Raw genomic sequence first — 13,630 nt, forward strand, 5'->3', positions numbered from 1 at the left:
AGTGGGGCACGCGCTGTCCACCGACCGGCGACGACCCTTCCCTTCGGCTCCCCCAGATGCCACGATCGGGGCATGAACTCCGGCGCCGCAGCAGACGGCCATCCGACATCCGACCTATCCATGTCGGAGCGCGTGCACGACCCGGCGTACGCCGACCTCGTCGAGGAGGAGTTCTCCCGGCCAGCGACGCCTGGGACGACGAGTACAACGAGCTGGAGGAGGATGAACGGGAGGACTTCGCCCTGTCCTTCTTGAGGCGATCTGGAATGACCTCGCCGCCACCTGTGAGGCGTGGGCGGACGAGACCACCGATGTGGACCGCCTTGACGCCACCTTCGAGGAACTGCCCGAGCATGGCATTGCCGCCGTACAGTTCGCGGACTGGGCGTCTCTCGACCCCGAGGACGGCGACATCGGCGGTGTCATGACCGCCGACCAGGCGATAGACCGGCTGGAGCTCGGCGAGATCGAGCTGGCGATCTACTTCACCTCGTTCGAGGACGGCCGCGAAGCGGAGGTGGCGAGAACTGTCGTGGACACGTTGAAGAACAACGGCCTCAATGCCAGCTGGGACGGCTCGGTCGACTCGGCGATCATGGTGCCGCTCCTGTGGCGCCCGCACATCGAGCCGCTCGAAGGCTGATCCAACCGAAGTCCACCACGTGGAATTACACCACCCCAGAACGCACGAGCGGCGCCAACCCCACGGGATCAGCGCCGCTCAGACCACCGACGGTCAGGCCTCGGACGAGTCGTCCGGCCCCGACGTCTGCTCGGTCGGCGCCCGGGACGGCGCACTGCCCGTGGCGCCGCCCATCGACCCGCCGAGGCGCCGCTTCTTCTTGGGCGCCTGGGTGGGGCTGGCGGGCCCAGCACCGGCGGGCCCCGTCGCTCCGCCGAGCGTGTTCTGACCGTGGCTGATGTCTCGGGCGATCTTGATCGACATGCCCAGCGCAAACGCCGCGAACACCCACCACTGCAGGGCATAACCCTGGTTGCGACCCGAGCCCTCCCCGCTGGGCAGCTCCACCGGTGCCTCGTCCATCCCGTACGCCGCCGCCAGCTGCGGCTCCGCGGTCACGAAGCCCGACACCATCGTTTCGGGCCAGGTCTGCGCCAGCAGCGACAGCCGTACGCTGCTGAGCTGGCCCTCGGGCACGGCGCCGAGGTCGGGCTCCGACGGCAGGAAGATTCCGGTGACCTGTTGGACGCCAGCCGGCGGCGCCGGCACGGAGGCGGGATCGGTCACGGTGCCGCGCACCACCGGCACCACGGTGCCGTCGTCTCGGACCAGCTTGGTGAGGACGCGGTAGAAACCGCGGTTGCGGTGATCAGGGATCAGCACCTCATCGGTGCTGTCATACACCCCGGAGGTGGTCACTGGTCGGCCGTAGATGTCGCCAGTCGGCCCGCCGATCGGGGCGTACTCCTCCAGCGGTTCCGGAGCCATCTGAGCGCGGCTGTCGGCCGCCGACAAACCTTGATCAACAAAGACCTGGGCCTGCCACAGGCCGAGTCCGACCATGATCGATGCCGCAACTACGCCGAGTGCAATGATCAAGGTTGGCAGCAGCCAACGCCGGCGTACGTGTGGACTTTCGGGTTCTGGCCCGGGCTCTGCGACGCTCGGCGGAGTGGGGGAGGTCATCATCGCTCGTCCCGGTGCAGCTCATCGATACCGGTCTGGTCATCGTGGCGTTGCTTGGCCCGGCGCACCAGATCCCCCATCACCTCACCGAGATCCAACCCGGCGGCCTCCAAGGCGATCGGCACCAGTGAGGTCTCCGTCAGCCCCGGCGCGACATTGCCCTCGATGAAATGAGGTACGCCAGTGCTCTTGTCGATGATGATGTCGGTGCGCGACAGGTCCCGCAGACCGAGTGCCCGATGGGCCGCCAGCGCCAGGTCGGCACACGCCTGCGCGGTGGCATCGTCCACCTCGGCCGGGGTGACAAACTCGGTCGCCCCAGCGGTGTAACGCGAGGCGTAGTCATAGGTGCCCGAGTCGGGCCGGATCTCCACCGCCGGCAGCGCTTCGGGCCCGTTGCCGCGATCCAGCACCGCCACAGCCACCTCGGTGCCCTCGATGAACGACTCCACCACGGCGACCGAGCCATAGGCGTACGCGTGGACCATCGCACTGGGGAGTTCGGCGGCCTCGGTCACCTTGCTGGCGCCCAGCGCCGAACCGCTGCGGCTCGGCTTGACCATCATTGGCAGCTGCAGTCGGCGGCCCATCGCCTCCACCAGGGAGCGGGCGCCGAGCTCGCGGAAGGTCTCCGCGGGCAGCGCCACCTGTGCCGGGGTCGGAAGGCCTGCACGGCGTACCACGGTGGTCGCGATCGACTTGTCGAAGGTGATCCGGGAGGCGGTCGGCGTGGCCCCGACATAAGGAACGTCGCACAGCCACAGCACCTCCCGCAGCGCTCCGTCCTCGCCGGTCTCGCCGTGCAACAGCGGCACCGCGACCACGTTGGGAGTGCTCTGCAGCAGGCTCACCAGGTCGGAATTGACGTCGGACTCGACCACGCTGAAGCCCTGTCGGCGCAACGCCTCGGCGACCCGACGACCGGACCGCAACGAGACATCTCGCTCGTGGGACAACCCGCCCGCCAGCACGAGGACGGTGATCTCCTCGTTCCTGAGCGCATCCGTCTCGACGCCGGCGTTGTCAGCGCCAGCCCGGGAATCATCCGCGGTCATCTGTGCTCCTCAGTTCGTCTCAGGTCCGGGGAATCCGTGATCGGGAGGTAGTCGGCGCCCCTCGATCCCGAAGGTGTTCAGCATCTCCGCCTCACGGGTGAGCACCTCACCCAAGCGGCGGGTGCCCTCCACGATCCGCTCCGCGGTCGGGAAACAGTAGGACAGCCGCATGTAGCGACTTCCCAACCCGTCGGCATAGAAGCCGGTGCCGGGCACGAAGGCGACCCTCGCCGTGACCGCCCTCGGCAGCATCGCCTGGGTGTCGAGGCCCTCGGGGACCTGCATCCACACGAAGAAGCCACCCCGCGGGGTGTTCCACTCGCAGCCGGGCGGCATGTACTCCTTCAGCCCCGACAGCAGCGCGTCGCGGCGTTCCACGTACATCGACTTGAAGACCTCGATCTGGCCCCGCCAGTCGTTGTTCTCGAGATAGTTGGCGATGGCGTACTGGGAGAATACCGGCGGACAGAGCGTCGCGGACTCCTGTGCCAGGACCAGCTTCTCGCGTACGGCGTGCGGTGCCAGCGCCCAACCGACCCGGAAGCCCGGCGCGAAGGTCTTGGAGAAGCTCCCCAGATAGATCACCCGATCGTGGTCCAGTGAGCGCATCGCCGGCAGCGGATCGGCCTCGAAGCTCAGCATCCCGTAGGGATTGTCCTCGATGACCAGTAGGTCAAACTCCTCGGCAATCGCGAGAATCTCCTGGCGCCGCTGGAGCGACTGCTGCAGGCCGGTCGGATTCTGGAAGTTTGGGATGGTGTAGAGGAACTTGGCCCGTTTGCCCTCGGAGGCGAGCTGCTGCAGGGTTGCCCGCAGCGCATTCGGTTCCAGGCCGTCGTCGTCCATCGCGGCATGGCGCACATCGCACTGGTACGCCCGGAACGTGCCCAGCGCGCCGACGTAGCTGGGGGCTTCGACCACGACCGGATCGCCGGGGTCGCAGAAGAGCCGGGTGACCAGGTCGAGGGCCTGTTGCGAACCACAGGTGACGGTGACGTCATCGGGGTGGGCGTCGATGCCTTCCAGCTTCATCACGGTGCAGATGTGCTCCCGGATGAAGGGCTCGCCCTGGCCGGAGCCGTACTGCATCACCTGCGGGCCGTGGTCGCGGATCATCCGCTCCATGCCCTCGGCAATGTTCGGCAGTGGCAGGTCGCCGATGTTGGGCATGCCGCCTGCCAGCGAAACCACCTCGGGTCGGTTGGCGACAGCGAAGAGAGCTCGGATGGCCGAGGCCGTCATGCCCTGGGTGCGCTCGGCGTACCGGTCGACGTAGCTGTCCAAGCGGGTGCCGCGGCGCTGCTGCGTACGCGCGGGCGTCGCCGACCCGGTGGAGGAGGATTCGCGAGACGGGGTCACCTGCCCTACTTTGCCCCACCGGGACAACCAGCGGAGTGCGGGAACGCCGGATGAACCGAAGTTTCCGGTGTTGGACAGCCGGGCACTCGTCCAGCAGAGACCCGGATCAGAGGGTGTCGGCCACCTGCTGGGCTTCGCCGACCAGTTCCTCGATGGTCTGGCCGCGCAGCCCGACTGCCACCACGGCGACGTCGGCTCGCATCACGACGCAGGCGTCCCGGTCGTCGGCCGTACGCCCGCAGGTCCCGCCGGCCTGCTCGCGGATGCCGCTCGCGTTGATCTGCCGGAGCACCTCCCCGGGGTTGGCGGCCGGCCGCAGCACCAAGGCGATGAAGTAGTCACGGCCGCCCTTGGCGTACGTGCCGTTGGCGATCTCGACGCCGTCTTCGCCGGCGGTGGCCTCAGGCTCCCCGCCGGGCTTGAGGGCGTACTCACCGACCGTGTCGGGCAGCACCAACGGTCCCTCCACCGGCACCACCGTGGTGGTGGGTGTGGGGGTTTCGGTGGGGCCGCCGGTGCGGGTGAGGAAGGAGCCGGCGATCCCGGCGATCAGCAGGATCGCGAGAAAGACCGCAACGCCCGGCACCCAGGGCGGCAGCTTGCGCTTCTCCTTCGGCGCCTCGGGGCTGGTCGCAACGGTGCCGGCATCAGACATGCCCTCGTCGTGGTGGTGGTTGCTCACGCTCATCCCATCGCTTCCAGAGCTCGGTTGAGGAGGGCCGCGGTGGTGGGGGCGTCGCCCTCGGCGACGGACTGGACCACGACCACGGCGCCGGACGATTCGTGGACGGCCGCGCAGGCGGGGCGGCTGCCGTCGCTGCAGCGGACACCGGCGACGTCGGCGATCTCCGGTCCGAAACTCGCGAGGGCCTGGTCCGGATCGGTGTAGCCGGTGGTGACCAGCACCATGTAGGTGCTCTGCTCCGGTCCGGCGTAGTAGTTGACCCGGCTGTGGGCGTCGCCGCGGCCGGCGCCCTCGACGATGGTGTCCTCGCCGATCCGCGCGGGAAGCTCCGGGGCCGTACGCGGGGACGCTGGCGGCGGCGCCGTACCGGCCGGACCGCTCGGCCCAGCGTCGGTGGTTGGTGGCGTGCCCGTGGTCTCAGGACCGGTGGTGTCGGTGCCGCTTGGTTCGGCGCTCGACGGTGGGGCCGAGATCGGCGGCGTTGCGGCGGGGGCCGGCGCGACTGTCGGCAGCCCACCCAGCGCGTTGACCACCACGAAGGCGGCGATCAGCGAGACGATCGGCACCGCAACGAAGAGGATCGGCCAGGCCGTACGCCGGCGCTGGGGCTCGGCTGCGGTGGTCTCAGCGGCTGCGTCGGTGTCGGATGCGGTGGTGGTCTCGGCGGCGCCGGTCGGGGCGCCGCCGTCCTCGGTCCCCCCGGGGGTGGAGGGGGAATCGGGGTCGGTCACAGGGAGCCCTCAATGGCCTGGACAAGCTTGGCCTTGGTGGTGGCGCCGGTGATCTGGTTGACGACCTGGCCGTCCTTGAAGACGAGCAGGGTCGGCAGCGCCATCACCTGGTAGTTCATCGGGGTGGCGGTGTTGGCGTTGGTGTCGATCTTGGCGAAGACCATCTGGCCCTCGTACTTGTCCGACAACTCCTCCACCACCGGGGAGAGCTGCTTGCAGGGCCCACACCAGTCGGCCCAGAAGTCGACCAGCACCGGCTTGTCAGACTTGAGGACGGTTGCCTCGAAGGTGGAATCGGTGACGTCGATGGTGGCCATGGTGGGTCCTTCCGGAGAGCTTGCGTGACGGATTGCAGGGTGGTCGACTGAAGACAGGGCACATTGTGCCAAACGAATCCGACAGCGGAACGATTCAGGCACTCGATCTGTTCCCGGGCGGATCGTGTGACCCCACGGCTGACGCCGACCGGCAGGGCATCACAGTTTCTGACACAGCAGCCCAATAGCCTCGCCACATGGACGCCTATGACCTCTACATCACCGCCGATGAGCGGCCTGACGAGGCTTTCCAGGTCGGCTGGATCGGCACCGACGGCCCCGGGATCGACCCGCGCGAGTGGCCCCGCAGCCCCATCTCACAGCTCCCGATGCTGCACGGCTTCACGAGGAGATGCTCAAGCCGCACGGGAGCTATGACCCGCAGGATCCGCGATCGATCTACAAGCCGTGGGCGTTGGCCTTGGAGGGTCGCGACGGTCACCTCGGTGGCACGGCCTGCCCCTACCAGGCCTTGCCCGAGGGATTGACGCCCTACTACCTGGAGTTCTGGGAGTTCGGAGGCCTCAACTTCGGCGGCGGCTCGGCCCAGCTGGACCTCGAGAGTGAGGTCTTCGACTGGGCCTGTGGGTGAGCCTGACTGACCGGGTCAGCCGACCAGTTCGGCGGTACGCTGCGCAGCCTCGAGATCCTGCAGGAATCGCTCCGCGTCCAGGGCGGCCGAGCAACCGGTGCCGGCGGCGGTGATGGCCTGTCGGTAGGTGTGGTCGACCAGGTCGCCGCAGGCAAAGACGCCGGACAGGTTGGTGCGTGTCGAGGGTGCGTCCACGACCACGTAACCCTCCTCGTCGACGTCGACCTGACCGCGGACCAGCTCCGAGCGCGGGTCGTGGCCGATCGCGATGAACAGGCCAGACACCTCCAGTTCGGAGGTCTCGCCGGTGACGGTGTCGGTGAGGGTGACGCTCTCGACGGTGTTCTCGCCGTTGATGGCGGTGACCTGCTTGTTCCAGGCAAAGTCGAGTTTGGGGTCGTTGTGAGCCCGGTCGGCCATGATGGCCGAGGCGCGCAGCTCGTCGCGGCGGTGAATCAGGGTGACGCTGGAGCCGAAGCGGGTGAGGAACGTGGCCTCCTCGACGGCGGAGTCGCCACCGCCGACGACGGCGATCGGCTTGTTGGTGAAGAAGAATCCGTCGCAGGTGGCGCACCAGGACACGCCCCGACCCGACAGTCGGTCCTCATCGGGCAGGCCGAGTCGGCGATATCCCGAACCCATCGCGAGGATGACGGCCTTGGCGCGGTGGCGGCGGCCGTCGGTGTCGACGACCGTCTTGATCTCGGAGGCAAGGTCCACCTCGACGGCGTCGTCGGTGATGAACTCGGCGCCGAAGCGTTCGGCCTGGGCGCGCATGTTGCTCATCAGGTCCGGACCCATGATCCCGGTCGGGAAGCCGGGGAAGTTCTCCACCTCGGTGGTGTTCATCAGCGCGCCGCCGGCATCGAGGGCACCCTCCAGCACGAGCGGATGCAGGCTGGCGCGGGCGGCATACACGGCGGCGGTGTAACCGGCCGGACCGGACCCGATGATGATGAGCTCCCGGATCGGCTGCTCCTGCTCCGCCTCCGGCTGTGCCGGGGCTGCGGGGACGCTGTCCACCGACGTGGTGAGACCGAAGTTGCCGGTGCCGGGCAGCTTGATGCCCTTGGGGGCGGCCGGGATCTGCTCGCTCATGGGAGTCCTCTCGTGTGCTGCGGTCACTGTAGTAACCCCTGACGCTGTCGCACTATTCCTGCGCCGCGTCGGCGGCCGGGGCCGGCGTACGCAGCGACTCCGCCCCCTGTTCCCAGACCTGCGGGTTGCGCCCGGTGCCGATCGCGAAGCCGATCCCGGCGACCACGGCCACCAGACCCAGACCGACCATCACGGGCACCGAGACCCCGTCGGCGGGCGCCACCCACCAGACCAGCAGCGCGGCCAACACCAGCGCGGCGTTGTAGACCATGTCGCAGATCGCGAAGGCGCGGCCCTTGAAGAGGTCATCACAGTGCGCGTGCAGCAAGGTGTCGGTGCAGGTCTTCAGTGACTGGCTGGCCAAGCCGAGCACCAATCCGGTGATGATCAGGGTCGGCTGCCACAGGATCGCGCCGACGGTCGCCTGGATGATGCCCTCCGCGATGAACAGGACGATGATCCACACGCGCATCCCCCACCAGCCCGAGGCGCGGTTGGTGATGAGCGGCCCCAGCACGAAGCCGACCCCCGAGGCGCCGACCCACAGGCCGATGTCGGCGATGGCAGGTTCGACGTCGGTGACCGGATGGAAGTGATTGCGGTACATCAGGATGATCAGCACCATCACTGATCCGTAGAGCAGCCGCTGTACGCCGATCAGGCCGATCGCCCATGCGGCAGGTGAGCGGTCCCGCAGGTGGCGAAGCGCTTCGACCAGGCCCTGACCGACCGCGGTGACGCTGGTGGACCCGCGTTCGGCGGCGAGGACATCGGGTCCCAGCGCGTCCCGGGGGATCCGGGCGGCGACCAGCAGGCTGACGGCGAAGGTGCCGGCGGCGAAGACGAAGATGATCGCGTCGGCCTGGTGGGTGGCCAGGAAGCCGCCGGTGCCCAGCCGTACCGCGCCGGCGATGATGCCCGCGATGATCACCCCGATCGGGCCCAGCAGCGCCATCACGGTGTTGGCCTGGAGATACTCGCTCGGTTCGACGGTCTTGGCGGTGCCGGCCTGCAACCCGGCCAGCAGGAATCGGTTCAGGCTGGTGGCGACCAACACGAGGACCATGATGGTCAGCTGCAACCCGAAAGCGCGACCGCCGGTGAGGATCAGCGCGCCGAGCAGCAATGCCAACCCGAGCCGGATGGAGTCGACGACCATGATCACCCGCTGCCTGGGCCAGCGGTCCAGGAAGGCACCTGCAAACGGGCCGATGATCGAATACGGCACCATGGTGACCGCAAGCACGAGGGCCACCGCCGCTGCCGTTGGCTGTTCCTCAGGGGAGAACAGCACATGCGCGGCGGTGCCGACCTGGATCAGACCGTCTCCGGTCTGGTTGGCGACGCGGTCGCCGAACAGGCGCCGGAACAGGGACCGGCTGAACAGGCGGCGCAGGCCTTGGAGCATGCAGATGGCTTTCAACCTCGGGGCTGGGCCGTCGACGACGACAGGTACAGGGTACGCAGAGGGGGACAGGATGGGGCAGCGCAACGAGGACGCCCTTCGCCGTCTTGAACTGCAGGTCGCGCAGTCACGGATGGAGAGCCGTCTGGCTCAACAGCACATCGACGCCTTCGTGGCTCGCGCTCGCCGACAGGGGCTGCCGACCGTACGCCTGGCGGCGGGCCTGCTCGGCAGCGGCGCGAAGGTCCGCACCGACCGGACGGGCTGGTACATCCGCGCCAACCACTCGGTCGCGGTCGGCACCGACGGCAGCTTCTTCGTGCTGACGGTGCCCGGCGGGTGGCGGGAGCGCCTCACCGGCGTACGCCTGAAACCACAGCCGCCGCCGCTGATCGTGGCCCGCGGCGGCCGCGACGGTGAGTCCGGGGAGCTGGTGGCCTTCCTCGAGCGGACGCTGGCGGAGGGGCCGTGGTGACGCCCGGCCGACCCCGCGGCGGTACGCCGGCGCTGCGGGCCGCGCGGCTACGGATCGCAGTGCTCGGCTCTGCACCGTTCGGGCACGAGGTGCTGGCTGCTGCCGGCGATGACTTCGCCGACAACGTCGACATCGTCCCGATCGATGTCGTCCGCGGCCTCCCGGAGCCGGACCTGGTCCGGAGCTTCGACGGCCTGCTGCTCAGCGGCCCGATCATCGCCGCGAACTACGCGACCACCGTGGTGGCGCAGATGGCCTCCGCCTCGGTGCCCGCCGACGAACGCGCCCTGCACCGGGCCCTATTGGCCGCGACTGCGCAGGGGCTGGACCCGGGCCGGGTCAGCATCGACAGTGTCCCGGCCGAGTTGGTCGAACAGGCCTATCGCGAGGTCGGTCTGGATCCGAGCCGGCTCGAGGTGATTGCCGGCAACTCGCCGATGGAGTTCGTGCAGGGCCACACCAAGGTCCACGACGTCGGTCTCAGCCAGGGTGCCGTGACCTCGACGCCGCTTGCCAAGGAACTGCTGGAGTCCCGAGAGATCCCCGTGGTTCTGATGCGGCCGTCCCGGGCGACGCTGCGGCAGAGCCTGCAAGAGGTGATCCTCAGGGCGAGTGACCAGCGGCTCGGTGAAACCCAACAGGTGGTGCTGGGGCCACGGCTGCTGCGGCCCTATCTGCGCGGGCCCGGTCACGATGACGACGTCAACACCCAACGGTTGATCCATGCCGCCGAACGCAGCCTGCAGGGCGATGCCCGCGCCGTGCACGGGGTGGTGGTGCCTGTGGACGGTGACCTACCGATGATCGTGACGACCATGCGGCCGCTGCTGGATCTCACCGCCGGCCTCACCACCAGGCCGGACCTGGTGCGCCGGCTCACCGACGAACTCGACGCCGACCTGGTGCTCGGCATCGGGCTGGCGACCACTGCCTCGGCCGCCCTCAATGCGGCCGCGCTGGCTCAGGACGATGCCGAGCGGCGTGGCGCCGGGACGACGATGGTGCGGGGACCCCGCGGGGTGATGATCGAGTTGGGCAAGGCCGCTGTGCCTGCCAGCAATGAAGTCCGACTGCACGCCGAGCTGTGGCAGCTGATCGACGGGGACGGGGTGGTGGATGCTGCCGACGTGGCCCAGCACACCGGAGTGACGGTGCGGACCGCCCGTCGCCAGCTGCAGAGTCTGGTGGACGCGGGCTTGGCCTGGCAGCTGCCGACCAAACCGGGCAGCCGCGCCGGCCGGCCACCGCAACGCTTCCAACTGCTGCCCGAATCCCGCTAGCGGGGTCGCGACACGGAGCCCGCAGCTGCGCAGAGCAAACGGCTTCTCAGTAGTCTGGGGCCCCATGACTGCTGAATCAGCAACCCCGCAGAGCGGGACTGGGCCGCAGCGCGTCACCGGTCCGCTCCGGACCGTCGCCATGCATCGCGGCTCCTTCACCACCGGCGCTCGTGGCCTGCAGGCCATCACTGTCAGCCAGGGGTCTGACTCGCCGCTGAGCATCCTCAGCGCGGACGGTCGACGCCGCGCCAGTCTGCCGCTGCCGGGCAGCACCGGCGCCTGGACGGTACGCGGGATCGGCACCACGGCGTACGTCGGCAGTTACTACCAGGGCCTGATGTACGCCGTCGACACCGACGCCGAGACCGAGGAACTGACCGTACGCGAGCTGGGTCGCCCCACCCCGGAGACGAAGTACGTCTGGGACTTCGCGGAGGTGTCGGACGGGTCGCTGATCGCCGCGACCTACCCCGATGCCAGCTTCGTGCGTTACTACCCCCAGACCGATGAGACCCAGACCGATGAGTTCCGGGTGCTGGCCACGCTGGGCACCGAGGACCAGCTCTACCTGCGCGCCGTCGCCGTCGACGAGGACCGCGATCTGGTGTGGGGTGTCATCGGCGTCACCCCCAACGAGGTGGTCGGCGTACCACTCGATCCCGACGTCGAGGCTGACCCGATCCGGATCCCGTTGGGTGATCCGACCGCGGTTGCCCACCAGATCCGGTATGCCGCTGGGCGCCTCTGGGTGGTCACCAACAACCGGCTGTGGCTGATCGACCCCGACACTGGCAGCTGCCGGGAACTGACCGACCCGGGCACTGACGACCCGGTCGACAATCCTGTACCGAACGACAACGACGAACCTCTGATGCGCGTCATCGGTGGTGTGCTGTCCGAGCCATTCGCCGACCTCGACGGTGATCTGGGGCTGTGGTTGTTTGACGGCAGCGCGCTGTGTCATCTCGACCTGGCCACCCTGGAGCTGACCCCGGTCGTCGACGAGCCCGGATCGATCCTCGGGTCGACCATCCACGAGGACGAGTTGTGGCTGTGGGTCTCCCAGACCGAAGCCGGCCAAGCGGTACGGGAACTGTGGCAGCTCGACTCCAGCGGCTCCCTGCAGCGGCATCCTGCCGATGTCGCCGCCACCCCGCCGCACATGTTGGCGCTCGGCGAGGTGCCCGATTCGCCGGACCTGATGGTGTCGGCCGGTCAGCAGGGCGAGTTCGGCCGCTGGGACACTGTCAGTGCGACCACCCCGTCGGTGGCCCGGCCCAGCCAGATCGAGTCCTGGGTCTGGGACGAGGGCAAGCTCTACCTGGGGGCGTACCCGCAGGCCGGGCTCGCGGTCTGGGATCCGGTCGAGGGCGGCGTGCACCAGTTCGTCGCCCTGCACGACAGCCACCACCAGTCCCGACCGATCTGCGTCAGCGTCGCCCGCCACGACGGTGGCCGCTTCCTGTACGCCGGCACCACCCCCGGCTACGGGCTCTATGCCGGCGGCCTGACCCGGGTCCGGCTCGATGACCCCGAGCACCCGTTCGAGTTCTGGTCGGTGGCCGGCACCGTCCACGCGGTGCGGGCCCACGGCGATGCCGTGATCCTGTCCACCTCGACCGAAGCCGGCACCGGCAGCCGCCCGGTCGAGGGTCCCGGTCGGCTGCTGCGGGTCCGTCCCGGCGGGGATTGGCGGATCGAGGCCGAGACCGACCTGGCGTACAGCTGCATCACCGCCCTGCACGTCCAGGACGGTCAGTGGTACGCCCTCGCGGACCGGACGCTGTGTCGGCTCGACCCGGACAGTCTCGAGCTGACGCCGGTCGTCCAGTTCGAGGGCGAGGGCCCCGCGCCGCGCCGCGGTCAGCTCAACGGGCTGCCCGGTCAGGGTCGGCTGCTGGCCCGGGTCGGCGGGACGGCGTACGCCGTGGACCTCGCCGGCGCGAGCACCGAAAGGCTGATGGACGGCGTGATCGAGGTCGCGCTGAGCCAGTGGACCGACGAATCCGGCCCGCACGCGGTGCTGTGGGGCGTCACCGCCGGCGAACAGCCGGGCGCGGCGTACACCGACCTGCTGCGACTCGAGCTCTGAGCGCTTGCTCGGACATCATCGGCAACTCGAGCGCGCCGGCGTACGGTCATGGGCGGCACGGACGATCGAGTTGCCGAGAATGCCCAGCGTCAGATCTCTTCGGTGGTCGCCGGCGATTCCTTGACCTTGGACGCCTCCATGTAGGCATCGATCATCTCCTCGGGCTTGCCGCGGCCGCGGAACTGGCCGTGGTCCAGCCACAGCACCTCGTCGCACATGGCCTTGATCGACTGGAGGCCGTGGCTCACCACGAACATCGCGCGGGCCTGGTGCCGCAGCTCCTCCATCTTGGCGTTGGCCTTGTCCCGGAAGTATGCATCGCCGGCCGACAGGGCCTCGTCGACCATGAAGATGTCGGGATCCATGTGGACGCCGACCGCGAACCCGACCCGGGCCGTCATGCCTGAGCTGTAGGTGCGCATCGGGGCATCGATGAAGTCACCGAGCTCGGTCCAGGCCGCGATCTCTTCGGCCCGTTCGTCGACCTCGGAGCGGGTCAGGCCTGAGGCCAGCGCACCCAGCACGATGTTTTCCCGGCCCGACAGGGCCGAGTTGAAGCCGACGCCGAGCGCCAGCAACGTGGACACCTTGCCCCACACCTCGACCTGTCCCGAGGTGGGCGGCAGGATCCCCGACATCGCCCGCAGCAGGGTGGATTTGCCGGCGCCGTTGTGGCCGATGATGCCCATCGTGGTGCCGCGCTTGACCTCGAAGGAGAGGTCCTTGATCGCCTCGATCTCCTTGATGGCGCGCTGGCCTCGGCTCATCCGGATCAGCGCCTGCTTGAAGGTGGGGCGCTTCTCCAAGGTGGTGCGGTAGGTGATCGAGAGCTGCTCGACCTTGACCGCCAGGTCGGTTCGTTCCGGCCCGGCCGTCTCCACGGTGCGCGGCGT

At 68.9% G+C, this 13,630-nt stretch carries 14 protein-coding genes; 5 read left to right on the top strand and 9 right to left on the bottom strand.

The window, feature by feature from the left end:
* Nucleotides 1-259 precede the first annotated feature (259 nt).
* On the top strand, nt 260-643 hold the full coding sequence (locus CGZ91_RS09055) for a DUF6891 domain-containing protein (protein ID WP_407670858.1): 384 nt from the start codon (nt 260-262) through the stop codon (nt 641-643).
* A 93-nt stretch (nt 644-736) separates the two neighbouring features.
* On the opposite strand, the gene CGZ91_RS09060 is transcribed toward CGZ91_RS09055, so the two are convergent.
* The 6 genes from CGZ91_RS09060 to trxA form a co-directional block, all read right to left on the bottom strand.
* The gene (locus tag CGZ91_RS09060; protein WP_179229293.1) at nt 737-1,648 is read right to left on the bottom strand and encodes an SURF1 family protein; all 912 of its coding nucleotides are present in this window, start codon (nt 1,646-1,648) and stop codon (nt 737-739) included.
* Nucleotides 1,648-2,703, bottom strand: coding sequence for a D-alanine--D-alanine ligase family protein (locus tag CGZ91_RS09065; RefSeq protein WP_094454460.1), 1,056 nt, complete (start codon nt 2,701-2,703; stop codon nt 1,648-1,650). Before CGZ91_RS09065 ends, CGZ91_RS09060 begins: the two co-directional genes overlap by 1 nt.
* A gap of 9 nt (nt 2,704-2,712) precedes the next feature.
* Nucleotides 2,713-4,062 (bottom strand): aminotransferase-like domain-containing protein, encoded by a 1,350-nt coding sequence (locus CGZ91_RS09070; protein ID WP_407670856.1) that lies wholly within the window; start codon nt 4,060-4,062, stop codon nt 2,713-2,715.
* Between the two features lie 106 nt (nt 4,063-4,168).
* The gene (locus CGZ91_RS09075) at nt 4,169-4,744 is read right to left on the bottom strand and encodes a hypothetical protein (protein ID WP_094454462.1); all 576 of its coding nucleotides are present in this window, start codon (nt 4,742-4,744) and stop codon (nt 4,169-4,171) included.
* Nucleotides 4,745-4,746: 2 nt separating this feature from the next.
* Nucleotides 4,747-5,478 carry a hypothetical protein gene (locus tag CGZ91_RS09080; protein WP_094454464.1) on the bottom strand — a complete coding sequence of 244 codons (732 nt, stop codon included), beginning with the start codon at nt 5,476-5,478 and terminating at the stop codon, nt 4,747-4,749.
* Entirely contained in the window at nt 5,475-5,795 is a 321-nt protein-coding gene (gene trxA, locus CGZ91_RS09085; protein ID WP_094449476.1) for a thioredoxin, read from the bottom strand. The genes CGZ91_RS09080 and trxA overlap by 4 nt, the downstream gene beginning before the upstream one ends.
* A 352-nt stretch (nt 5,796-6,147) precedes the next feature.
* Here trxA and CGZ91_RS09090 point away from each other — a divergent pair, with 352 nt between their 5' ends.
* A complete protein-coding gene (locus tag CGZ91_RS09090; RefSeq protein WP_094454466.1) occupies nt 6,148-6,387 on the top strand; it encodes a hypothetical protein in 240 nt (79 codons plus the stop codon).
* 15 nt (nt 6,388-6,402) lie between these two features.
* Here CGZ91_RS09090 and trxB read toward each other — a convergent pair whose 3' ends face one another.
* Nucleotides 6,403-7,485, bottom strand: coding sequence for a thioredoxin-disulfide reductase (gene trxB / locus CGZ91_RS09095; RefSeq protein WP_094454468.1), 1,083 nt, complete (start codon nt 7,483-7,485; stop codon nt 6,403-6,405).
* A gap of 52 nt (nt 7,486-7,537) precedes the next feature.
* The gene (locus CGZ91_RS09100) at nt 7,538-8,893 is read right to left on the bottom strand and encodes an MFS transporter (RefSeq protein WP_094454470.1); all 1,356 of its coding nucleotides are present in this window, start codon (nt 8,891-8,893) and stop codon (nt 7,538-7,540) included.
* Nucleotides 8,894-8,963: 70 nt separating this feature from the next.
* Between CGZ91_RS09100 and CGZ91_RS09105 the strand changes: the two genes are divergently transcribed.
* From CGZ91_RS09105 to CGZ91_RS09115, 3 genes are all read left to right on the top strand, one after another.
* Nucleotides 8,964-9,365, top strand: coding sequence for a hypothetical protein (locus CGZ91_RS09105; RefSeq protein WP_094454472.1), 402 nt, complete (start codon nt 8,964-8,966; stop codon nt 9,363-9,365).
* On the top strand, nt 9,362-10,645 hold the full coding sequence (locus tag CGZ91_RS09110) for a helix-turn-helix domain-containing protein (RefSeq protein ID WP_144276850.1): 1,284 nt from the start codon (nt 9,362-9,364) through the stop codon (nt 10,643-10,645). Before CGZ91_RS09105 ends, CGZ91_RS09110 begins: the two co-directional genes overlap by 4 nt.
* Nucleotides 10,646-10,709: 64 nt before the next feature.
* On the top strand, nt 10,710-12,737 hold the full coding sequence (locus CGZ91_RS09115; protein ID WP_144276851.1) for a ligand-binding sensor domain-containing protein: 2,028 nt from the start codon (nt 10,710-10,712) through the stop codon (nt 12,735-12,737).
* An 89-nt stretch (nt 12,738-12,826) separates the two neighbouring features.
* Here the strand turns inward: CGZ91_RS09115 and CGZ91_RS09120 are convergent, their stop codons facing one another.
* Nucleotides 12,827-13,618 (bottom strand): ABC transporter ATP-binding protein, encoded by a 792-nt coding sequence (locus CGZ91_RS09120; RefSeq protein WP_229116539.1) that lies wholly within the window; start codon nt 13,616-13,618, stop codon nt 12,827-12,829.
* Nucleotides 13,619-13,630: the final 12 nt, after the last annotated feature.

Origin of the sequence: Parenemella sanctibonifatiensis (assembly GCF_002250565.1) — a bacterium.
Lineage (GTDB): Bacteria > Actinomycetota > Actinomycetes > Propionibacteriales > Propionibacteriaceae > Parenemella > Parenemella sanctibonifatiensis.